Source organism: Spirulina sp. LEGE 11439 (assembly GCF_059821285.1).
Window position 1 is genome coordinate 1 of record NZ_JCAMRX010000087.1, and the last position, 16830, is coordinate 16830.

18 protein-coding genes and 2 pseudogenes are annotated in these 16830 nt (G+C 42.6%); 11 read left to right on the plus strand and 9 right to left on the minus strand.

Annotated features, from left to right (window positions below; genetic code table 11):
* Positions 1-3346 (plus strand): PA14 domain-containing protein (locus AC6RV6_RS28965; protein WP_500244349.1); only part of this gene is annotated, 3346 nt, incomplete at its 5' end.
* Positions 3347-3461: 115 nt separating this feature from the next.
* On the opposite strand, the gene AC6RV6_RS28970 is transcribed toward AC6RV6_RS28965, so the two are convergent.
* Positions 3462-4391, minus strand: a complete 930-nt coding sequence (locus AC6RV6_RS28970) for a leucine-rich repeat domain-containing protein (RefSeq protein ID WP_500244350.1) — start codon at positions 4389-4391, stop codon at positions 3462-3464.
* Positions 4392-4495: 104 nt separating this feature from the next.
* Between AC6RV6_RS28970 and AC6RV6_RS28975 the strand changes: the two genes are divergently transcribed.
* Positions 4496-4771, plus strand: coding sequence for a CHAT domain-containing protein (locus AC6RV6_RS28975; RefSeq protein WP_500244351.1), 276 nt, complete (start codon positions 4496-4498; stop codon positions 4769-4771).
* Here the strand turns inward: AC6RV6_RS28975 and AC6RV6_RS28980 are convergent.
* Positions 4768-5820 (minus strand): leucine-rich repeat domain-containing protein, encoded by a 1053-nt coding sequence (locus tag AC6RV6_RS28980; protein WP_500244352.1) that lies wholly within the window; start codon positions 5818-5820, stop codon positions 4768-4770. The two genes, AC6RV6_RS28975 and AC6RV6_RS28980, sit on opposite strands and share 4 nt — an antisense overlap.
* Before the next feature lie 237 nt (positions 5821-6057).
* Here AC6RV6_RS28980 and AC6RV6_RS28985 point away from each other — a divergent pair, with 237 nt between their 5' ends.
* Positions 6058-7038 (plus strand): PA14 domain-containing protein, encoded by a 981-nt coding sequence (locus tag AC6RV6_RS28985; protein WP_500244353.1) that lies wholly within the window; start codon positions 6058-6060, stop codon positions 7036-7038.
* Positions 7039-7093: 55 nt separating this feature from the next.
* Here the strand turns inward: AC6RV6_RS28985 and AC6RV6_RS28990 are convergent.
* Together AC6RV6_RS28990 and AC6RV6_RS28995 are read right to left on the minus strand one after the other, a co-directional pair.
* A pseudogene (locus AC6RV6_RS28990) lies at positions 7094-7594 on the minus strand (transposase family protein).
* Complete coding sequence (locus AC6RV6_RS28995; protein ID WP_500240786.1) at positions 7578-7880, minus strand: helix-turn-helix domain-containing protein; 303 nt, start codon at positions 7878-7880, stop codon at positions 7578-7580. Before AC6RV6_RS28995 ends, AC6RV6_RS28990 begins: the two are co-directional and overlap by 17 nt.
* A 156-nt stretch (positions 7881-8036) precedes the next feature.
* Here AC6RV6_RS28995 and AC6RV6_RS29000 point away from each other — a divergent pair.
* From AC6RV6_RS29000 to AC6RV6_RS29010, 3 genes and pseudogenes are all read left to right on the plus strand, one after another.
* Positions 8037-8321, plus strand: a pseudogene (locus AC6RV6_RS29000) (transposase); the annotation flags it as partial.
* 95 nt (positions 8322-8416) lie between these two features.
* The gene (locus tag AC6RV6_RS29005) at positions 8417-8626 is read left to right on the plus strand and encodes a hypothetical protein (RefSeq protein ID WP_500244354.1); all 210 of its coding nucleotides are present in this window, start codon (positions 8417-8419) and stop codon (positions 8624-8626) included.
* A gap of 56 nt (positions 8627-8682) precedes the next feature.
* Entirely contained in the window at positions 8683-8883 is a 201-nt protein-coding gene (locus AC6RV6_RS29010) for a hypothetical protein (RefSeq protein WP_500244355.1), read from the plus strand.
* Between the two features lie 19 nt (positions 8884-8902).
* Here AC6RV6_RS29010 and AC6RV6_RS29015 read toward each other — a convergent pair whose 3' ends face one another.
* The 4 genes from AC6RV6_RS29015 to AC6RV6_RS29030 form a co-directional block, all read right to left on the minus strand.
* Positions 8903-10132: a polysaccharide biosynthesis/export family protein gene (locus AC6RV6_RS29015; protein ID WP_500244356.1), complete on the minus strand. Its 1230-nt coding sequence runs from the start codon at positions 10130-10132 to the stop codon at positions 8903-8905.
* Positions 10133-10135: 3 nt separating this feature from the next.
* Entirely contained in the window at positions 10136-10936 is an 801-nt protein-coding gene (locus AC6RV6_RS29020) for a cyanoexosortase B system-associated protein (RefSeq protein ID WP_500244357.1), read from the minus strand.
* Between the two features lie 34 nt (positions 10937-10970).
* Positions 10971-12047 carry a cyanoexosortase B gene (crtB, locus tag AC6RV6_RS29025; RefSeq protein WP_500244358.1) on the minus strand — a complete coding sequence of 359 codons (1077 nt, stop codon included), beginning with the start codon at positions 12045-12047 and terminating at the stop codon, positions 10971-10973.
* A 122-nt stretch (positions 12048-12169) separates the two neighbouring features.
* The gene (locus tag AC6RV6_RS29030) at positions 12170-12574 is read right to left on the minus strand and encodes a class I SAM-dependent methyltransferase (protein WP_500244359.1); all 405 of its coding nucleotides are present in this window, start codon (positions 12572-12574) and stop codon (positions 12170-12172) included.
* Between the two features lie 86 nt (positions 12575-12660).
* On the opposite strand from AC6RV6_RS29030, the gene AC6RV6_RS29035 reads away from it, so the two are divergent.
* From AC6RV6_RS29035 to AC6RV6_RS29045, 3 genes are all read left to right on the plus strand, one after another.
* Entirely contained in the window at positions 12661-13509 is an 849-nt protein-coding gene (locus tag AC6RV6_RS29035) for an alpha/beta fold hydrolase (protein WP_500244360.1), read from the plus strand.
* Between the two features lie 127 nt (positions 13510-13636).
* Positions 13637-14437 carry a M15 family metallopeptidase gene (locus AC6RV6_RS29040; protein ID WP_500244361.1) on the plus strand — a complete coding sequence of 267 codons (801 nt, stop codon included), beginning with the start codon at positions 13637-13639 and terminating at the stop codon, positions 14435-14437.
* A gap of 38 nt (positions 14438-14475) precedes the next feature.
* Positions 14476-15312: an SWIM zinc finger family protein gene (locus AC6RV6_RS29045; RefSeq protein ID WP_500244362.1), complete on the plus strand. Its 837-nt coding sequence runs from the start codon at positions 14476-14478 to the stop codon at positions 15310-15312.
* Positions 15313-15349: 37 nt separating this feature from the next.
* On the opposite strand, the gene pth is transcribed toward AC6RV6_RS29045, so the two are convergent.
* Complete coding sequence (gene pth / locus AC6RV6_RS29050; RefSeq protein ID WP_500244365.1) at positions 15350-15940, minus strand: aminoacyl-tRNA hydrolase; 591 nt, start codon at positions 15938-15940, stop codon at positions 15350-15352.
* Positions 15941-16215: 275 nt separating this feature from the next.
* Between pth and AC6RV6_RS29055 the strand changes: the two genes are divergently transcribed.
* Positions 16216-16467 carry a hypothetical protein gene (locus tag AC6RV6_RS29055; protein WP_500244363.1) on the plus strand — a complete coding sequence of 84 codons (252 nt, stop codon included), beginning with the start codon at positions 16216-16218 and terminating at the stop codon, positions 16465-16467.
* Between the two features lie 3 nt (positions 16468-16470).
* On the plus strand, positions 16471-16728 hold the full coding sequence (locus tag AC6RV6_RS29060; RefSeq protein ID WP_500244364.1) for a hypothetical protein: 258 nt from the start codon (positions 16471-16473) through the stop codon (positions 16726-16728).
* The last annotated feature ends 102 nt before the right edge of the window (positions 16729-16830 follow it).

Genomic DNA, 16830 nt, shown 5'->3' on the forward strand with positions numbered 1-16830 from the left:
GTATTTTCTTCTAATTCTCTCAGATTTTACTCGGCTTTTCAAGTCTGACAGACCACTAGGAGGAATTCCCCAACGAATTGACTTTGAATGGGAAGGAGGAAATCCTGCTTATGGCTCACTCCCCAACGATAACTGGTCGGCAAGGTTTAGCGGGAAACTCGAAGCCCCCTATAGTGAAGACTTTACCTTAGTTTCTCGTGCCGATGGGGGTTCGCGAGTGTGGGTGCGTGACCCTAACACCAATACTTGGCATCAGATTATTAATAATTGGACTGACAGTAATAGTAGTGTCGATACTTCTGGAGTCATTCCTTTCTCTCTCGAAGCGGGAGTCAAATACGATTTTCAGGTGGAATACAAAGAGGAGGTAGGAGAGGCTCAAATGAAGTTGCTTTGGGAAAGTGCTTCTCAATCTTTGTCAGTCATTCCTCAAGAATTTCTCTATCCCGAACAATTAACGATTCCGGTAGGAGTGGAAGGAAATGGAGAAGGATTAAAAGGAGAATACTTTAATAACAAAGATTTGACAGATGCAGTATTGAGCCGTGTGGATGGGTCGGTGAATTTTGCCTGGGAGACAGGTTCTCCCGATGCCAGTATTGACCCAGATACCTATAGCACTCGGTGGACGGGGCAAATCGAACCGCTTTACGATGAGGATTATACTTTCTATACTCAGAGCGATGATGGGGTGCGTTTGTGGGTGAATGGGGAATTATTGATTGATAATTGGGACAATGGCAATGAGGAACGGATTTCTGCACCGATTTCGTTGCAGGGAGGAGAGAAGTACGATATCAGGATGGAGTATTTTGAGGAAACGGGGCTGGCTTCGGCTAAATTGCTCTGGTCGAGTCTTTCTCAGAATAAGGATGTTATTCCTTCTTCTCAGTTATATCCGCCGAAAGAATCAATTTTGGGGGTGACATGGACGGGAACGATTGAGGCGGAATACGATGAGGTGTATACGTTTGATATCAATGCAGCAGAACCGGTGCGAGTCTGGATAGATGGACAGTTGGTGATTGATGGGACGAATTTGCCTTTGGGTGGAAATGTTGCTCAAAGTGGTTCTTTGCTGTTGAGTGCAGGTCACTCTTATCAGGTGGAGGTGGAGTATTCTGATAATGATGAGGAGGTTGAGGGGGGATGGGTTAATCTCGATTGGGGTAGTCCTTCTCAACCCAGTACTTCTATACTTTACATAGATCAGCCTTGGTTTCACGATCATATAGCATATTCTAGTAGTGGTAGTGGCGCTGTAGATTTTGAAACTTCTGGTGTAAATACTTATACTCTTATAGACCAGAAAAGAGAACCTCAAGGTCTGTTTTTCGATGGAAATTCTGGATATTTTGAGATTCCTTTTGCGGCACCAACGGGTGATGAAAGTTGGGTAGGGGTAGTTATTGATATTGAGGGACCTTTAGCCGAGTTTATGGAGAAGACGGGAGATTTGGATTTGGTTAATCAATCTTTTACCTTAGAGCAAGGAGATAGCGATAAGCTTCTGGCAGGAATGTTGAAAGCGATCGATATATCGGGGTTGGATAAAGATGTTTTGTATGGGTCAGTTATTAATGTTACTGTTGCAAAACACTCTCATTCTTACTCTAATGAATCTGAATATGACTCAGAATCTCACTATAAACGCCACACGGTAAAGACTTCTTACGAGCTTTATCGTTGGTTAGATGTTGTTGGTGCTAAAGAAAATTTAGGTGCAGGGGTAATGGCGGGATTGCATGAAAAGAGTGAGAATGAATTAGGAGAGTTTATCAAAACGAAGGAGTTTGATTATTTCTTGCCGGAGTCGAAGGGAGTGGCTTTGGCGGGGACGAATGACAATATTGATTATTCTCAGACAGCGAGTGGGATTACGGGGATGGGGGCGGCGAAATGGGAGGTGAGTGAGTTGCCTATTGCTTTTACTCCAGGGGAGGGAGGTGATTTTACTGGCGGGAATGGCAATTTTGTTGAGGATACGGTGGTGTTACAGACTGCGGATTTTGAGTTTCCTCTTGATCTTAAGGGTCGGGTTTCTATTGGCGATCGCGTTAAGGAAATTGAAATTGAGCGCATTGAGGAGTTTAAGCGGAATATTTTGCCTAATGGGAAGTTATCAGAAGAAGAGATCGACCAAATTTCTATGGAGGCGATGCAGGAGAAATTGCAGCAAGCCGATCTCCAAGCTGGTATGAAATCGGCTCTGGTTTATTTGACGATTCGGGAAAGAGATGGTGTTGAAGGAGTTGAAATTATTATGGTTCCAGGCGATCCCAATCAAGAACCCGTTCATAAGTTTGTTGAGGTTTCTTTTCAGGAGTTGGAGAAAAATTATCGTGATTTTTTTAGGTATGTAAAAAAAGAAAGACAAGGTCCCAAAAGAAGCACTGAATACATTTCTCCCGGAGAGCTACTCTACGATAAACTATTTTCTGAAATTGAGGACGATCTCCGAACTTTGGGAATCGATCATTTGCAGATTATCCCCGACGCAAGCCATAAGGTAGTTGGTATAGAGAGACGCTATAATGGCTCAAACGCCACGGATCATCCTGTTTTGGTTTCTCTTTTACAAAATATTCCCTATGGCGCTTTAGTCGATCAAAACACTGGCAAACATCTTATCGAGGAATTTAGTCTTGCGATTTCTCCGAGTTTTCATCTTACCGAGCCGCAGTATCAAGATATGAGAAATGCTGAAGGATTTATCCTCGCAGAAGACCACTTTCAAGAGTCTAATCTCTGGGCAGATCTTCACTATGTGGACGATGAATTTAATGCAATTACCAATAATCAAAATAGTCAAGCATCAATTCCAGAGGATCATCGTTTTAATGCCAAAAACTTAAAAAGAGATCTCGACTCTCTCAACAACGATCCACAGTTTTTACATATTGCGACTCATGGAAAATATTGGCGAAATTCGAATTCTCACGATGATTATCTCGCGACCAACAAACCCGAAGATTACGTCACGCTATACAAAATATTAAATACATACAAGTTTGATTCATTGGAATGGGCTATTTTTTCTTCCTGCCAAGCCGCGATTGGCAACGCCTATCAAGAATATGGGCTGGCTGGTGCAACTTGGTTGCGAGGGGCAGAGTCCGCCATCGGTGCTTTGTGGGATGTTCCCGATCTTGAAACGTCAATACTAATGGAGAAATTACACGCAATACGTGCAGCCCAAGATATGCCTGTTGCTAAAATTTTGCAAGCAGCACAGATAGAAATGATTAACTATCCTACAGGCTCAAACTACTATTCCGATGCTCATAATTTAAGAAGGCATCCTTATAATTGGTCTGCATTTCAGCTTATTGGAAGTGGTCATTAAAAATGAGTTTTTCTTGTTTCCAGAGAGCCAAACTCGATAGATTGAAAAGTTAAAAGAATAGGAGTTTTGGCTTAAACAAGACTTTCAGTTGGTTTGATATTGATATTGCTTCCAATCAATCATGTATCGAATCAAAATAAATGAGTTCCATACTTGGTATAGTCCACAAAATACTAAAATCATCAATAGGATTATCGTCCAAGCTCACATCTGACAATTGCGTTAAACTTGTTAGGGGAGAAACATCACTAACTTGGTTATTGGGAAATTGAAGAATTACGAGTTGGTGCAGAGAAGTCAAGGGAGTCAGATCGCTAACTTGATTGAAACCAATAGAAAGACCGGTTAGATTAACAAGGGTGGATAGAGGTGTCAAATCATTAATTTGGTTGGAATTTAGATGGAGATTCCACAGAGCACTTAGATTTGATAGAGGACTCAAATTACTAATTTTATTTCCCGATAACCGTAATACTGTTAAAGTTTTTAGGTTTGATAGAGGAGTCAGATCGCTGATATTGTTATAGCTCAAATCCAAAACACTTAAGTTTTTTAAATTGGATAAAGGAGTTAAATCTTGAATTTGATTTTTCTCAAAACTAAGCTCGACCAGATTGGTTAGAGAACTTAACGGACTAATATCTTGGATCTCATTTCTCCTAAGATGAATTTCAGTGAGATTAGCTAAAGAACTTAATGGCTCAATGTTAACAATTTTATTACTGTTCAAACTAAGAAAAGTGAGATGAGTTAAAGATTGTAACGGACTGAGATCGCTAATCCCTCGACCATTAAAACTACCCAATCTAGTTATCTCCGAAAGTTTTTGCTCTGCCTCGTCACAGTCCTCGGTTTTAACCTTCCGTAACAACTCTCCCACTGTATGGCGAGTTTCTGCCGGTAAACTTTCCTTCGCCTCGCACCATTGCCGGAAACTTGTATAATTCGGGTTGGCGTGACTCGCAGTAATCCCCCATTGACTTCCCATTACTCCCAAAATAAGAGCCAGCCCAATTTTCCAGTTTCTAAAGTTCATTGTTTTCATTTTTCTAACGTTCCATTTAATCTTTCTCATTTTATCAATTTTAGAAGTTGAACTTGTGGACTTGAAGTTGCTGGAGAAGAGAGTGCAAAATCAGCGATCCTGATGTGGCAATATCTGCATTAATGCAGGCATTTTATCATGAACTTTCAACTCGCGATATTCCTCTGGCGAAAATCCAACAAAAAGTAGTGCGAGCGATGATAGAAGGAAGGATTCGGTATGAAGGAGGGGCAAATCCCAGAATTATTTATCAATTCGGAAGTCAAGGAGAAGAGAGTTTCCCGATTCCTTCTGAAGTCGCACAAAACGTGAATTTCGGAATCAACTATCAACACCCTTATTATTGGTCGGCATTTTCTATTATTGGGAGCGGTCATTAAGAACGATAGTCTAGCACTCTACAAGGAAGTCGAAGAGATAAAGAAAGTTGAGTTAGAGGATTTCTTCTCAAACAAATACTTTCTCTGTTTTTAAAAATAACTAGAGGGCTAGCATCTTGAATTTGATTGTCATCTAAATTGAGTTCTCTAATATTTATCAGTTGAGCTAAAGGTGTGACATCTTGGATGCGATTATCATATAAGTCGAGAAACTGAAGTCGGGTTAAGCCAGACAATGGTGTTACATCTTCAATTTGATTGTTGCTGAGATCGAGACTGTCTAATTGTGGAAGAGAAGCTAAAGGAGTTAAATCGCTAATTTGATTAGAGGTTAGACTGAGACCCAGAAGATTTTTCAAATTAGCAAGAGGAGTCAAATCGTTAATTTGATTCCATCTTAAGGAAATATCGTTAATTTGAGTCAAATTGGCAAGAGGGGATAGGTCATCGATTTTGTTCGTACTCAAACCTAGCCATTTAAGCTGATTAAGATTTGAGAGAGGTGTTAGATCGTTAACTTGATTTCTGCTTAGATAAAGTTCTTGAAGTTCTCTTAATTCCGATAAAGGTGTTAAATTACTAATTTGATTGCTACTCAAATCAAGATTGCTAAGGTTTGTTAAAGATTGTAAAGGGCTAATATCGCGAATGTCGTTGTTCGATAAGCTAAGCTGAGTTAAATAAGTCAGGGATTGTAAGGGACTGATATCACTAATTTGATTGCTATGCAAGCTAAGTGTAACTAGCTTAATGCTATTTAAGGATTGTAAGGGACGGATATCGCTAATATTTCTGGAATTTAATAATAGTAAACTTAGCTCAGATAATTTTTGCTCTGCTTCCTCACAATTCTCTGTTTTTACTATTTTCAACAATTCCTCTACTGTATGGCGAGTTTCTTCCGACAAACTCTCCTTTGCCAAACACCATTGCGAAAACCTCGTGTAATTTGGGTTGGCTTGACTTTCTCTAATACCGAGTTGACTTCCTATACCTCCTAGAATGAGAGCCAACCAGATTTTCCAACTTTTATGGTTAAGTTTCTTCATTTTTTCACTTTCCATTTAACCTTTCTCATTTTATCAATTTTCTGAGTTAAAATTGACGAATGAAACTCCTTTGGGAGAGCAATTCTCAATCCCTAGCCGTCATTCCCCAAGAATTCCTCTATCCCGAAGCCATCGACACCTCCAATCAAAACCTCTTCGACTGGTCGGGAACAATATCCCGAACCAGATTACGAACCTCCCCTACCCGTAGGAGAACCGCAAGGGACGGGGTTATACGTGGAGTATTTCGAAGGGTTGGGTTTTAGTAACTTAAAGTCATCAGGGTTTGTAGATGCAGTGAATGTGGATTGGGATTGGCATTCGCCGATACCGGGGGTTATTGAGGGAGATAATTTCAGCCTGCGCTATTCGGGAACAATTAAGGTACCGGAAACAGCGCAGGAAGGAGATTATCGCTTCTTTGTGGATATGGATGGGTCTTTGGCACAGTTGTCGATTGATGAGGTGCCGATATTGGAAGTCAATGAGTTGGATAGGGAGTGGGATGAGGATAAGAAGGAGTATGGGAGTGGTTATGTGAATTTAAAACCGGGTCAAAAGTATCAAATTCAGTTGGATTATGCGGATACGGTGACGGATGCGTCGGTGGCTCTATGGTGGGAGGGTCCGGGGTTAGCGAAGCAGATCGTGCAGACAAGGGATGTATATCCGTCGCGTCCTCCTGGTCAGTTGATGGTGAATGATTCAGGGGATACGTTTAAGGTGGGGCGCTCGGCGAAGATGTTGAAGGCGTTGGGGCAGGATTTTTATGAGTATTACGACAATGTGAAGGTATCGGTGAGGAATAAGGGTGGCGGGACTTATGATAATTTCTTGCGTTCTCCGAATGGGTCTCAGGGGGATTTGTTATGGTCGCAGAGTTTGAGTAAGAATGGGATGTTGGGGATGGGGTCTTATGTGGAATTGGAGCCGAGGAGTTATGCTGAGATGTTTGGGGGGGTTGAGAATTTGCAGAGCGATCGGTTATATGGGACTGAGTTAGAGGTGGAGTATGAGTTGTTTGATGGGTCACAGTCTTTGGGGACGATTACTGATTTTCATGTTTATCGTTGGGTTGATGCGGTGGGAATAAGCAATACATTATGGGGGCAAGGTGCGATCGCAACATTTCATGAGAATCTTAATAAAGATTGGTCTAATCAATTTCTAAAGGGAGGTATAGACCTCTCCAGCATCAAAAGACTTGATACATCTTGATTCCACAGAGAGAACTCACAACTCTCACAAGAATCAATTATATGAGAATCCTATTTTAACAAGGTTGGGGAGGTTCTTCTGTTAGAAAGTCACTCCAAAGATGGCGCTGGATAATTTCAAATTCTCCAAGGCGATCGCGACATTCCACAACATCTAAAATCAATGCTCCTATCCGTAAGCGAACTAACCCAGCAATTGTCTCAATTACCGATTTATACTTTTCAACTTTTAAACGAAATCTTTCTTGAGCCACTCGAAAAATTTTTAAAACACCAATGATATGTTCTACAAAAATTCTCAAAGATGAAATTTGCCGATTTTTTTCTTTTTATTCAGAAGAAAGCTCTCCATTTTTGGGCTTTTTCTGCGGAGTTCTAATGGCTTCCTCTCCCACATAACCTTTATCTCCCGAAAATTTTTGCTTAGGGTTAAATTCTTGGTGTCGTAAACGCCAGAGATTTATATCACTGAAAGGTCCTTTTTTTCCAGCTATCATATCAACAATATCTCCTCCCCTTGGTAAGACAATTAATTGATTTTTAAAACAATGTTTCATTCGCTGTTGTTTCACTTACTTGAAACAGTAATCCTAACACCTGAAATGTTAAACCTTGACGCAAATAAATCAGGGTCAACACAATTTGGTCTTCCACAGATAATTTATTTTTTGTTCCTCCACCTCTACGAATCAGTCTTATCTTTTTTGCTTCCTTCTCTTTTTGCTTTTCCTCATGCAATCTTTTCCCTAGTTTGATTATTAAATTCAATTGTTCTTCCCGGATTCCTACTAAGCGCGTTGCTTCTTTCGGATGTTTTTGTAAGTATTCCCATGTATAACTCATACTTTTCCTCAGATTTTTACTTTATCAGACTATAATATCCCAATTGAGGTATTTTGGAGAGGTCTAATAATGTCCAAGCTAGTTCCTTGGTCAGAATTTGAAGAGGAATATCAAGAAAATTTTTCATCAGAAATGGGAGCGCCAGCAAAACCATAAAAAAATCCGAGTAGAGAAGAGAAAAGATAAGCAAGAGAAGATGAGAGAATTCGCAACGGGATTGAAGGAAAATTTGGACAAGGTAAGCGACGATTTAATCTCGATCGCGTCATGGCAAAACTTTCTAATACCTCAGAAACCACCATTGCTATTACCTTTTTAGTCATGAATCTTGTCACCCTGCTTCGGCAGTTTTTTTGTCCTTTTTTTTGTCAAAATTCCCCCGAGCGAATCTTTTGGGCAAAACTCATTGCCTATCATTATAGGGAAAAGGGTTATCGATAATCCCGGATTATGATTTCTCACTTCTAAAATGCGATCGCCCTCTCCCCCAATTTTTTTCTAACTTTTTCAGCAAGCCCTATTATAATCATCCTGCTTTGCCGTCTCTCGATACGGAACTTCTTTCCGATCGCCATGTTGACATCGAGATTCAAGAGATTCGCATAGATAGCGATCGCGCCATCGTTCAATGGATTTGGTATAGCATAGCACGCACCACAGGAGAACCAAAACGTGTAGAAAATACCCTCCAATTAGACTTTCATGGCAAGGCGATCGCCTGCTGGCAAGAAACAATCGCGAGCTAAAAATAATCACGATCGCTCTGGTAAAATAGGTGGAGAGAGAATAACCGATAGCGAACATGGAAACAACGATCGACTGTACCCAAGAATGCGTCAATGGCTGCATTTTGGGAGATAAATGTCCCAACCTGCAATATGCAGACCAAGCCAACAAATTCATGCAGGAAACCTCTTTAGATAAAATGCACGAAATTGCTGACATTGCCCGACGAAAAAAGCTCAGCGAGCCGCCTAAATGGATTATTCCTGATGACTTTTAAATCTCCTCAACCTGAAACGCTATTGATTAACAGACGGATTAAACAAATTAGTCGCGCTGTCATTCAATTGATCGAAAAAGAGCAAGAAACCCAAAACATCTCGGAAAGGCTGGGTAAAAATATTTAAACCATAAGTTAACTTGGCCAGTAAATTGCGATTGACCACAATCACATCGTGATTTTTAAGAGGAATATCTTGACTTAAATCGCCTAAAAAAGCTGCTTTGGCATCCAAAACCTGCGTTACGGCTTGGCCTTGTTCAGGATCGAAGCGAACTAAACCAATTTTACGCAGATTGGCACTACTCGAAGGCGGACTAATTTGCGCGATCGCATCCACAAAAGTCGATCCTCCCGCGAGTTGAATTTGGCCGAGACGCTGACCGGGATAGTTGAGAACCCGGACGACAATAAAAGGCTGAGAAATATTAGAACGGGCTGCTAAAAGACTGGCATAGTCTTTTTCCTCCCCCAATTCGAGTTCGGGAACGATCACCGCATCTCCTCCCTGTAAAAATAACTCGGGTTGGGATTCCCCCTGAAGTAAAGGGGTTAAAAAATCAATTTGCCGTTCGAGTATCGTGCCATCCACTAAAGTCCGACGCACGATCACCTCTCTTAAATCCGCACGTTCGAGACTACCTCCCGCTCGTAAAATTGCATCCACGGGATCGGAACCAAACGGAAGAACGTGATAGCCTGGCTGACCGACAGAGCCAATCACTGTAATCACCGTCTCCCGAGGCGATTGTAAATTGATGAGAACTTCTGGGGGTTCCCTCAAAAAGCGAGCGCCCAATTCGAGGCTAATTTTAGTTTGAGCTTCCTCTAACGTTAACCCATTCACATTAATCGCCCCCAAAAGGGGAATATTGACATTCCCTTCGGGATCGATACGAGTTTCGATTTGAAATTCAGGAAAACGGGGAACAGAAACGAAAACTGCATCATTAATCCCCAACAAATAAATATTGAATTGGTTGGAGGGTGCGTCGTCAAAGGGAGAGGGAATATACCCTCGAGGGGGTGGGCTATTAATCGGATCGAACGTGGTCTCGGGAGCGGCGATCGCCTCTTCGGGAAAAAGCAGTTCGGGATTAGGAGATTGCTGCGGGGGAACCTGACCCCAACTCCTCGCAACCCAAAGCACCCCATTGCCAGATAAAGCGATCGCCAGACTGCAAAATAAGGACAGTGAAGAAAAGGAAAAATAAGCTCGACGGGTGACAATACGATGTCGTTCGTTCATCTGTTACTCTCCCGCAAACACATTTTGCATTAAACTGGCTTGAACGAGTTTCGCCAAGGCTTCGGCTTCGGGTTGTACAACTTCTAAGGTACTTTTGGGATCGACCGGTATTCTCAGGGTGACGGCAACCCAAGGAAGGCGTTGTTTCTGAAGTTGCAACCGTTGGTCGAGCCAAAACCAACGGACGGGAGAGTAATGTCCGCCGCGTTCCCAAGCGTACCATTCGACAATGGCAACAGTTTGAGCAACACCGAAAGGAGACCGGCGACTCTCTCGAGCTAGCAGCAAACGCGCTGTTACTGTTGCTTTCGTTTCCCCAGCTTCAGCCATAAATGTAAGAGAGCGTTGGGAATCAATATTCCATTTAAAAAAGCCGTCCATATCTACCCATTCCACCCCGGGTTGCTCTTTTGGGCCATTTTGGGGAAATAAGAAAAGGATGGCATCCCGGCGATCGCTTTGACGGAGAATTTGCCCCAGCCATTGATGACCGCCAATTTGCAAGGGGCTGCTTTCGATGGTTTCCCAACCCGGAACCTCGATCCCTCGATCGCGAGTCTTACGAATGCGACCGAGATTTTTGACTGGAAAAGGCTTTTGCCAAGTGGCTTTAATTTCCCAGACAGGGAGTTTTATTCCCGCAACAGAAATACTCGTCCATCCCCCTTTCAGATAGGCGGGAAAGGCAGCGATCGCCAAGATGACAATTAAAATGATGACGATCCCCAATTTGGCTTTTGCGCCTTTCCCTTTGAGAGAAAATCGCGGTGGGGTGGGTTTAGACTCGGATTTAAGCGGATTCATAACCGTGCAGAATAAAAATTAGGCGGATGAGAACTTACAAATCGTCGGACTTTTCCGACTGTCGATCCGTCTGCTCCGCTTCTGGCATTTTTGGAGTTGAAGATTCTCCCGTTTTTGATGAAGGCTCTTCAGAGGCTTGGGATGCAGGGGATTGACTGGCTCTCCCTGTCACTAAAGAGAATAAATCTTTCGGCAGATCGAGAATTGCACCATAGTCCAGTATGCCTGCGATTTGCTGTTTTTTGTAGTAAGAGTCAAAACGTTCGATAATATCGAGCCAGACGACGACGAGTGCTAACATTCCCAAGGAGATTAAATCTCCCCCCAATCCTTCATGAGTCCAAGCAAACAACCCTTCAAAACCCATGCCATGTAAGAAGGTCAAGATCGTATTGCGGAAAATATTAACGCTGACACTGATGATAACGATACCGATGGCTAAAAAGACGATTTTCTTGCGCGATCGCCATAGTCCCGTCCAGTGCAGCAACATTGCCCCAACATAGAGACTGGTAAACAGCATTTTTAAGCCCGCACAATAGGGGGCAACCTCGACTAACCTATCTTGGACTGTAATATAAATCCCTTCGACGACAAGATCGGGAACGTTGATGGCGTGGAGGATAAACCCGGCAGTTCCAGCAATGAAGGCTTGCAAGGGTAAAGTAAAGGGAGTAATGAGATAGGGAATACTATTGGGAGTCGCAAAGAAAATGAGACCGAGGGAAAAAGCATTCAGGTGCAACCCCGGCATTCCTTTCAGCCAGAGGGAAATTCCCACCAACACGAGAGGAAAAGACAGATTGACCAGTTCGGGAGTCCCGGAAATATAGAAAATTGCGCTGAGGATGAGAACCACCGCACCGAGGGGATGGGAACGATCGCTCAAGCGCTGCCATTTTTTGCGGTTTCCCCAAGCGATCGCCGCCGCATAAGGCATGCCGATCAAACCGTGGCTAAAATATTCGTGTTCGACACTTATACTTTTGTTCACCCAACCATCAACCCAATGAAAAAGGAGGGGAAGATATAGCAGAATCAGGAGCGCCGTAATGGCAATATTGAGCCAATGGCGATCGAGCAGGACAGGGAGTTTTTGTTGGCTTTGCATAGTTGCTATCGGTCGTGAAAAGTCTATCGATCCTGTTATAGTCGATATTTCTGAAGGTTTCGTTAAAAATAACTCTTGCGAAATATACGCAATCGCTCTAAGATGCGTCTCTCCTTTATCAATCAATCATCCTGAAATATTTTTCCAGCAAAATAAATTAATTTCTTTACAATCCTTGCCAATTTCAATTCTTCAAATTGGTTGTCGGGAAAAGGTAGAGCCTCCGTATTGCCTTCGACAAATGCCATGCGATCGCCATGTCGGTTTTGCTGTTGGGCGCGTGCTAACATTTCTGAGAAGAGATCCAAGCCCGTTCCCTGAATTTGAGGAAAGCGATCGCCGAGACGGTTTAAAAGGCGACCTGTCCCACAACCCAGATCGAGAACTTTGCCCGAGGGGGGAAGCTCAACAAATTCCACGAGGCGTTGGTGAACGGCACGATAAAATACACTGGGGAAGAAAAAATCATAAGTGACAGCCCAGCGATCGAATAATTTTCGCTTATTCGTAAAAATTGTTTGACTCATCTCTTGCTGTTATTGGTCTTGCGCTCTCTTAAAATTTTAACGTCAATCCCAAGATTAAAATTGAGAATATTTAAAATTTATTGATTATGTTTGTCCGCAAAAAATTAGTTTTAGCCAATAATATTCAACTTTCGTACTTAGAGTGGAATAGAGGAAAAACCCCTTTAATTTTATTGCATGGATTAGCCGATCATGCTTTAGTCTGGTCGAGTTTGGGAGATTATCTTGCCGAAGATTATCATATTATCGCCCCGGATCTGCGCGGTCACGGAGACACCAGTAAGCCAGAAACGGGATATGATTTTTCCGAACTCCTCGGGGATTTGCAAGCACTGATGACGCATTTAGATTGGCATTCCGCTCATGTTTTAGGACATTCTTGGGGAGGGAAATTAGGTTGCGTTTGGACAATGGAAAATCCCGATCGAGTCCGCAGTTTGATTTTAGTCGATCCTATTTTTATCGGTTCGATGCCAGATTGGATGAAATTCACCTTTCCAATTCTGTATCGTGTTTTACCTTTTTTAAAAGGAATGGGACCTTTTCGCAGTTATGAAGACGCGGAAAAACAAGCCAAACAATTAAAACAATATCGCAAGTGGACGGCATTCCAAAAACAAGTATTTCAAGCAGGAATTGAAGAGAAACCCGATGGAACTTGGGGCAGCAAATTTGTTATCCCCGCGCGGAATGAAATTTTTGCCGAGGTGATGAAAGTTCATGGCTTAACTCGCTCTCTCGCTCTCCCAGCTTTATTTATTAAACCCAAAGCGGGATTTAATCGCACGGAAATTCAACTCAAACCCTATAAAACGTATTTAACGCAATTACAAATTCGCGAAGTTCCCAGCCATCATTGGGCATTTTTGAGCGAACCGGAAACTTTTAATCGCACGGTGGCTGAGTTTTTGAGCGAGATTGACAAGGGGGTTTAAGGGACTGGCGATCGCGCCAAAAATATTCATTGACGCGATCGCTCGAGCAATTTTAATTTGCCCTCTGTCGGAAAATGACCAAAGTTCGCTAAATTAGGATATTAGATTTGAGTGCAGGAGTGGAGCTTTGAAGAAGGCGAACCAACCCGATAAATCGGCAAAATTGGCAGGAAATACGGGGCGCGATATCCCGATCGCTGTTCGAGATGTACCACGATCGCCATCATCTCCTCGCGGCTGGGTATGGGTATTGGTGGGAGGAGTGACGGGATTTGGTGCGATCGCAATAATTATTACTTTATTTTTCTTCAATCGCGTCACTCAACCCATTGCCAACTCGGGAGGGCAGGGTGCGGCGACTGCTGTAGCCGCACCGGATGCCGGCTGGCAAGGAAATGAGGTGGCGAGCCAGCCAGATAACGTTTTGGGACATTTGCGTTATGAAGAAGCGATCGCCGAGGAGTTAAGAGCAGTTACTGCCGATCGCCGCGTTCGCTTGCGTCATAATGCCGCAGAGAAATTTATCATGATGGCAGATGCAGCCAGAGCAGAGGGAATTATTCTCACGGCTCTTTCCGGTTATCGGACTGTTGCCGAGCAACATCACCTCTTTTTTGATGTGAAGGCACAGCGCAAGCAAAATGCCGCCGAACGGGCTGAAGTCAGTGCCCCTCCGGGTTATAGCGAACACCATACGGGTTATGCGATCGATATTGGTGATGGGCGATCCCCCGCAACAAATTTAAGCGTTAATTTTGAAAATACGGCAGCATTTCGCTGGTTGCAAGAGAATGCCCCTCGTTATAATTTTGAGTTATCTTTTCCTCGCAATAATCCCCAAGGAATTAGTTATGAACCTTGGCACTGGCGTTTTATTGGGGATATTGAGAGTTTAGAAACTTTTTATCGGGCGCAGAACAGCGAATAGTAAATACTTCCTCTTCCTCATTACCTATTTCCTAAAAAATGTCTGATTACGAAATAAAAAGTCGAGAATGGTGGGTTGAGCGATGGCTGGAATTATTGGATTCCTATCGCTTTAAAAAACGACTGGAACGGGCGAGAAAATATGCAAATGAAGGTAATGTCCTTAAGATTGATTTCAACGGTCCTCGGGTGCTAGCAAGGGTGAAAGGAAGCGAACCCGAACCCTATCAGGTTTCTCTATCTTTGAGTCAATTTAGCAATGAGGATTGGGGGTTTATTGTCGAAACGCTTTCGGAGAGAGCGATTTATTCGGCGCAATTATTAGCGGGAGAAATGCCCGCCAATATTGAAGATGTCTTTACGGCTAATGGGTTGAATTTATTTCCCTTTGCTTTAGCTGATATTCATTCACGCTGTAGTTGTCCGGATAAAGCCAATCCTTGTAAACATATCGGAGCCGTTTATTACGATCTTGCCGATCGCTTTAGCGAAGAACCGTTTGTTTTGTTTCAATTACGAGGACGCACGAAGGAACAAATTTTAGATGCTTTGCGGCAGTTGCGTGGGAAGGGGATTAAAAATCGTGGGGTATCGAAGCAACGAGAAGGAGACAAAAAACAAGCTGGCAAAAAACAAGCTGGCAAAAAACAAGTGACCAAAACCCCTTTAAGTTTGGCTAGGTTTTGGGATTACGATGAACCTTTAGAGTCTTCTTTGGTGGCGATCGCGCCTTCTCCCGATAGTAAAAATATTTTGGAATTATTGGGTAATTTACCCCTACCGGCACCGGAAGCGTCGATGGTGCGTCAATATTTAGAGATTGCCTATCGAGAAGCCTCTCAGCAAGCGATCGCGACAGCATTAAATCGCGATTAATTGCTGGCGATCGCTATACTAATTCTCTATCATTCTATCACTCAACCGATCGCCCGTTATAAAGGCTCATGGCTTTTTCCAGTCCTTCTTTTAGCCCCATTTCGATCGCAGAAATTGCCAATTCGATCGCTTCGGAAACAATGGGTTTTTCTTCGGGGGTAAATTTCCCTAAAACATGAGAAATGCTTTCGCGATCGGGGTGAGTTTTGCCGATTCCAATTCGCAAACGAGGGAAGTTTTGTCCGCCAATATGCGCGATCGCGGACTTAATGCCGTTATGTCCTCCCGCAGAACCCGATAAGCGCATTCGCAACCGTCCTACGGCTAAATCCATATCATCATAAACGACTAATAATGATTCCGGTTCGAGTTTATACCAATCCATCACCGCACGGATAGACTCCCCCGAACGATTCATATAAGTTAAGGGTTTAAGCAGATAAATCTTTTGATTTCCCACCGCGCGTCCTTCGGAAAAATAACCTTTAAAACGGCGATTTTCCTGCCAAGACATTTGCCAGATTTCTGCCAAGCGATCGAGAATATCGAAACCGATATTATGGCGAGTTTTGTCGTATTTTGTGCCGGGGTTTCCCAAACCGACAATAAATTGAGGAATCGTACTCATAAGGTGCAAAAGCGATCGAATCGTTGCAATTTTTGGGTTGTTGGGGTGCGATCGCACCAATTCTATTCTAGTTGGTCGTGCGATCGTACCGAAAAGATTTTTGAGGTACACTTGTTTTTCGAGTGACCTTCTCATGGTTCAACTGCAATTTCGCTATCTCCAGCAGAAGGATTCCTCTATCGCGCTGAATCGGAGTTATAAACACTGCGCGATCGCATATAATATAAGAGGGAGATAAAGAAGTCAGAATTGTATAGTTTTGGAGATAAATTTTAATGACAACATTACAAGATCTTCATCACGAGAATATTGAATATCCCGAACCCAAAGGAAATTTAGTTAATTCTCTCAAGCATTACGGTAGAACGCGAGAAGAGCAAATTAAAATCAATCAAAAAGAAATCGAGACTCTGCGTACTTGGCGCGAGAAAAAGCTAACAGACGAAGAGTTAGAAGCAGCGAGAAAAACATGGGAAATGGTTAAGAAAATCATTGATGAACATCGTTCTCGCAAGTTATTTTCATGATTTATGATTGTTTTTCTCGATACTAATATTTTGGGGAAATTAACAAATCCCAATCAATTGCCGGAAGCACTTGATTGTCAATTTTGGTTTGAACGTTTGCTCGCACGAGGAGTCTATTTTGTTTCTTCTGAATTATGTTTTTATGAACTGAAACGCAGTTTAATTTTAGCAGCAAAAAGAGGAGGAGCGATCGAGGGAATTGAAAAACTAGAAATGATTGAGAATTTTATTGATTTCCTTGAGATAGATCGCACTGTATAGGCTTGTTTGCCGAGGCAGAAGAATGGCAAAATATTACTTACTGATAAGAATATAGCAATTCCCTAATTCATGAGGTACAGTAGCAGCAATGAGTGTACCAAT

What these genes read in the sequence shown, in the direction of transcription:
- AC6RV6_RS28980 (WP_500244352.1), bottom strand. Translation starts at nt 5,820, where the DNA reads ATGAAGAAACTTAACCATAAAAGTTGGAAAATCTGGTTGGCTCTCATT.
- AC6RV6_RS29045 (WP_500244362.1), top strand. Translation starts at nt 14,476, where the DNA reads ATGTCTGATTACGAAATAAAAAGTCGAGAATGGTGGGTTGAGCGATGG.
- AC6RV6_RS29015 (WP_500244356.1), bottom strand. Translation starts at nt 10,132, where the DNA reads ATGAACGAACGACATCGTATTGTCACCCGTCGAGCTTATTTTTCCTTT.
- pth (WP_500244365.1), bottom strand. Translation starts at nt 15,940, where the DNA reads ATGAGTACGATTCCTCAATTTATTGTCGGTTTGGGAAACCCCGGCACA.
- AC6RV6_RS28995 (WP_500240786.1), bottom strand. Translation starts at nt 7,880, where the DNA reads ATGAGTTATACATGGGAATACTTACAAAAACATCCGAAAGAAGCAACG.
- AC6RV6_RS29030 (WP_500244359.1), bottom strand. Translation starts at nt 12,574, where the DNA reads ATGAGTCAAACAATTTTTACGAATAAGCGAAAATTATTCGATCGCTGG.
- AC6RV6_RS29060 (WP_500244364.1), top strand. Translation starts at nt 16,471, where the DNA reads ATGATTGTTTTTCTCGATACTAATATTTTGGGGAAATTAACAAATCCC.
- crtB (WP_500244358.1), bottom strand. Translation starts at nt 12,047, where the DNA reads ATGCAAAGCCAACAAAAACTCCCTGTCCTGCTCGATCGCCATTGGCTC.
- AC6RV6_RS28970 (WP_500244350.1), bottom strand. Translation starts at nt 4,391, where the DNA reads ATGAAAACAATGAACTTTAGAAACTGGAAAATTGGGCTGGCTCTTATT.
- AC6RV6_RS29010 (WP_500244355.1), top strand. Translation starts at nt 8,683, where the DNA reads ATGGAAACAACGATCGACTGTACCCAAGAATGCGTCAATGGCTGCATT.
- AC6RV6_RS29055 (WP_500244363.1), top strand. Translation starts at nt 16,216, where the DNA reads ATGACAACATTACAAGATCTTCATCACGAGAATATTGAATATCCCGAA.
- AC6RV6_RS29035 (WP_500244360.1), top strand. Translation starts at nt 12,661, where the DNA reads ATGTTTGTCCGCAAAAAATTAGTTTTAGCCAATAATATTCAACTTTCG.
- AC6RV6_RS29020 (WP_500244357.1), bottom strand. Translation starts at nt 10,936, where the DNA reads ATGAATCCGCTTAAATCCGAGTCTAAACCCACCCCACCGCGATTTTCT.